This is a genomic window from Actinoplanes sp. NPDC048791 (assembly GCF_040650095.1).
Lineage (GTDB): Bacteria > Actinomycetota > Actinomycetes > Mycobacteriales > Micromonosporaceae > Actinoplanes.
In genome coordinates, this window is the sequence record NZ_JBEZGQ010000453.1 from 2,782 (window position 1) to 6,486 (window position 3,705).

The following is a 3,705-nucleotide window of genomic DNA, read 5'->3' on the forward strand; positions in this document are numbered from 1 at the left end:
GCGACCCGTACCGGGTCGCGCCCCACTGAACTGTCGTACTGCTCTTACTGGTGCTGTCGGTGACCGTACCGCTGAAGGGAACTCAGACGAGGCGGCGCACGACGTAGTTCTTGCCGTAGACCTTCTGCTTCTTGACCTTGTCACCCGTGTGCGGTGCGGCCCACATGTAGCCGCCACCGGCGTAGATGCCGACGTGGGTGCCGTAGGAGCCGGAGCGGAAGACCAGCAGGTCGCCGGCCTTCTTGCTGCCCTTGCCGACGGCCTTGCCGTACCGCTGCTGCGAGTTGGCCTTGTGCGGCAGCTTCTTGCCGGCGGCCTTCTTGTAGACGTACATGGTGTAGCCGGAGCAGTCGAACCGGTTGGGTCCGGAAGCACCGAACTTGTACGGCGCGCCCTTGTGCTTGGCCGCCTCGGCCAGGACCTTGGCCGCCTTGTTCTGGGTGACGCGCACGGTGATCTTGGTCTGACCGCTGCGCACCGCGGTGTAGCCCTTACCGCCGGAGAAGACGGTGCGGTAGTACAGCGACGAGCCGGGCTTGGTCAGAATCGAGACGCCACCCTTGGCGTCGGTCGACCGGGTGACCCAGGTCTTCCACGCCTTGGCGCCGCGGATCTGCAGCCTGACCTTGGCGCCCTTGACGCCCTTGCCGGTCTTCGGGTTGATGAGCTTCGCGGTGACCCGGACCGTCTGACCCTTCTTCACCGACCTCCTGTTGTAGGAGTTCGTGAGCTTGGGCTTGACGGCTGCCGACGCGGCCGCAGTGACGGGCGCCGGAGCGGCGGAGGCCGCCGGGGTGCCGATCAGCTGGCTGGCCGCGAGGCTGAGACCCAGGGACAGAGCGATGGGACCGGTGCCAACGGTACGACGGCGCCGGTGCGAGGTGCTTTCGTGCACGGTAGAGAGATCCCTCCGGCACGCCTGCGAGGTTAGCTGTCGGGTTCGGGCGGGAAGGTTGCCCGGCCACCGTTGGTGGCTTCACCCCAAGATCCTCCGCGGTACGCCGCGACTGGCGCGTACCCCGTGGGACCGAATCTGGGTCCCCCGTCCCTGCCCCCGTATGCCTGTGTTGTCGTTCGCGTACGTGTGGTCGCGCCGCCCGGACCGGGGCAGGGCTCGGCGTGGTCCGAGGCGGTGCGAGCGGCGAGCGGTCGCTCACCGGCTCGTCCTTGCTACCCGATTTCCGGGTGACGTGCAGGACCCCCATTGACTACGGAGAGTATTTGGCACGCGAACCCCTGTCCGGTTTGTAACCACGCCGTGACAAATGCCAGTGCACCAGGTGATGGGCTGATCACTTTACGTCGAAGGTTACGGGTGAAACACAACACACAAAAAGCCCGACGGGGCCGATCATGGGCCGGACCGAGGTCGGGAGAATGTGACCGTAAACGCCCCCACCGGCGCAAACTCGGCGACAGGCGGCGTACTGGAGATCATCCGTTCGGCCGAGGGGGCAACCCGGCGGCGGACACCCCCGGACGGACACCGGGGCCACTCGACGTAGTGTCCGTTTCCGGTACCCTCGTCGCCGTGACGGACGGGAAGATGCCCCTACGGGCCAAGGTCGCGACCTCCGTGTCGCGAACCGCTGCGGCGCTCTCACGGGCGGCCGGCCGCGGCGACGGCTCGGTGATCGGCGGGTGGATCGGTCTCAAGATCGATCCTGACCTGCTGAAGAACCTCGCCGCCGGCCGCGCGATCGCGCTGGTCTCGGGCACCAACGGCAAGACGACCACGACCCGGTTCACCGCGGCCGCCCTCGGCGTGCTGGGCCCGGTCGCCACCAACTCCTTCGGCGCCAACATGCCCACCGGGCACACCTCGGCCCTGGCCAAGGCCGGTGCCACCCCGTTCGCGGTGCTCGAGGTCGACGAGCACTACCTGGCCCGGGTCATCGACGAGACCACCCCGCGGGTGGTGGCACTGCTCAACCTCTCGCGCGACCAGCTCGACCGGGCCAAGGAAGTCGCCATGATGGCCCAGATGTGGCGGACCGCCCTGGCCGCCCACCCCGACGTGCACGTGGTCGCCAACGCCGACGACCCGATGGTGGTCTGGGCGGCGGTCAACACCGCGCACGTCGTCTGGTTCAGCGCCGGCCAGCGCTGGCACGACGACTCGTTCGTCTGCCCGGAGTGCGGCTCCCCGATCGAACGGGCCAACGGCGACTGGCGCTGCACCGGGTGCCCGCTGCGCCGCCCGCAGGCCCAGTGGACCGTCGAGGACGACGGCGTCATCGACCCCCGCGGCGACTGGCACCTGGTCAAGCTCCAGCTGCCCGGGCACGTCAACCTGGGCAACGCCGCCACCGCGCTGGCCGTGGCCGCCGAGTTCGGCGTCCGCCCGATAGAGGCCGTCCCCCGGCTGGCCGGCGTCGCCTCGGTGGCGGGCCGCTACGCCCAGGTGGAACGCGACGGCCGCAACATCCGGCTGCTGCTGGCCAAGAACCCGGCCAGCTGGCTCGAGGCGTTCGACATGGCCGAGGTGGCCCCCACCCTGCTGTCGATCAACGCCCGCGACCCCGACGGCTTCGACACGTCCTGGCTCTACGACGTCGACTTCTCCCCGCTGCGCGGCCGGCAGGTGCTGATCACCGGCGACCGGGCCTACGACCTGGCGGTCCGGCTGGAAGTGAACGATGTCGCCTTCCGGCACGTGCATACCTTCGACGAGGCGGTGCAGGCCAGCCCGCCCGGTCGCCTAGAAGTGATCGCCAACTACACGGCGTTCCAGGACATCCGAGCGGAGTTGGACCGTGTCAACTGAGAGCACCCTCCGGATCGTCTGGATCTACCCCGACCTGCTCTCGACGTACGGCGATCGGGGGAATCTGCTCATCCTGGGCCGCCGCGCGGCGCTGCGGGGCATCCCGGTGGAGACGTACGAGGTCCGCTCGGACCAGGCCATGCCCACCACCGCCGACATCTACCTGATCGGCGGCGGCGAGGACGGCCCGCAGGCGCTGGCCGCCCAGCGGCTGATCGCCGACGGCGGCCTGCACCGGGCCGTCCACCAGGGCGCGGCCGTGCTCGCCGTGTGCGCCGGTTACCAGCTGTTCGGCAGCTCGTTCTTCGCCAAGGGCGCCAAGTGTGCCGGCCTGGACCTGCTCGACCTGAGCTCGGACCGGGGCGAGACACGCGCGGTGGGCGAGGTTCGCGGCGACATCGATCCCCGGCTAGGGTTGCCCCCGTTGACCGGATTCGAGAACCACGGCGGCCGGACCCACCTGGGTCCCGGAGTGGCCCCACTGGCCCGGGTGACCGCCGGCATCGGCAACGACGGCCAGACCGAGGGCGCCTGGCACGGCAAGATCCTCGGCACCTACGCGCACGGCCCGGCTCTGGCCCGCAACCCAGCGATAGCCGATCTGCTACTGCGCTGGGCGATCGGCGCGGATAGTCTTCAAGCGCTCGACGACACCTGGGCCGACCGGCTCAGAGGCGAGCGGCTCGCCGCGGCAGGCGCCGCCTGAGCACTGCAGGCGCCGATCACCAGACCTGGACCGACGAGACCTTAGGGGTACGCCTGCATGACTGACACCCTGATCGCCCCGCGGGGCATCACCACCCCCGCCACGGACCCTCAGGTCAGCACGCAGCACCCGACGACCCCGCTCGGCTGGCGGCGCCGGCTCAGCCGCGTCGGCATCCTCGCCGCCGTCATCGCCGCACTCGGCGTGGCGGCCGCGGTCCTGCCGTTGCAGG

3 protein-coding genes and 1 riboswitch are annotated in these 3,705 nt (G+C 69.9%); of the genes, 2 read left to right on the top strand and 1 reads right to left on the bottom strand.

Annotated elements, in window-relative coordinates; all coding sequences use genetic code 11:
* Positions 1–82: 82 nt before the first annotated feature.
* Positions 83–895: a C40 family peptidase gene (locus AB0C29_RS27690; protein ID WP_360825876.1), complete on the bottom strand. Its 813-nt coding sequence runs from the start codon at positions 893–895 to the stop codon at positions 83–85.
* Positions 896–901: 6 nt separating this feature from the next.
* Positions 902–1,083, bottom strand: a riboswitch (cyclic di-AMP (ydaO/yuaA leader).
* A gap of 463 nt (positions 1,084–1,546) precedes the next feature.
* On the opposite strand from AB0C29_RS27690, the gene AB0C29_RS27695 reads away from it, so the two are divergent.
* Positions 1,547–2,767 (top strand): MurT ligase domain-containing protein, encoded by a 1,221-nt coding sequence (locus AB0C29_RS27695; protein ID WP_360549016.1) that lies wholly within the window; start codon positions 1,547–1,549, stop codon positions 2,765–2,767.
* A complete protein-coding gene (locus tag AB0C29_RS27700; RefSeq protein WP_360825878.1) occupies positions 2,757–3,473 on the top strand; it encodes a glutamine amidotransferase in 717 nt (238 codons plus the stop codon). The genes AB0C29_RS27695 and AB0C29_RS27700 overlap by 11 nt, the downstream gene beginning before the upstream one ends.
* The last annotated feature ends 232 nt before the right edge of the window (positions 3,474–3,705 follow it).

Bases quoted from the DNA above. Each gene is read 5' to 3' on its own strand.
- AB0C29_RS27695 (WP_360549016.1), top strand. From the start codon at position 1,547: ATGCCCCTACGGGCCAAGGTCGCGACCTCCGTGTCGCGAACCGCTGCG.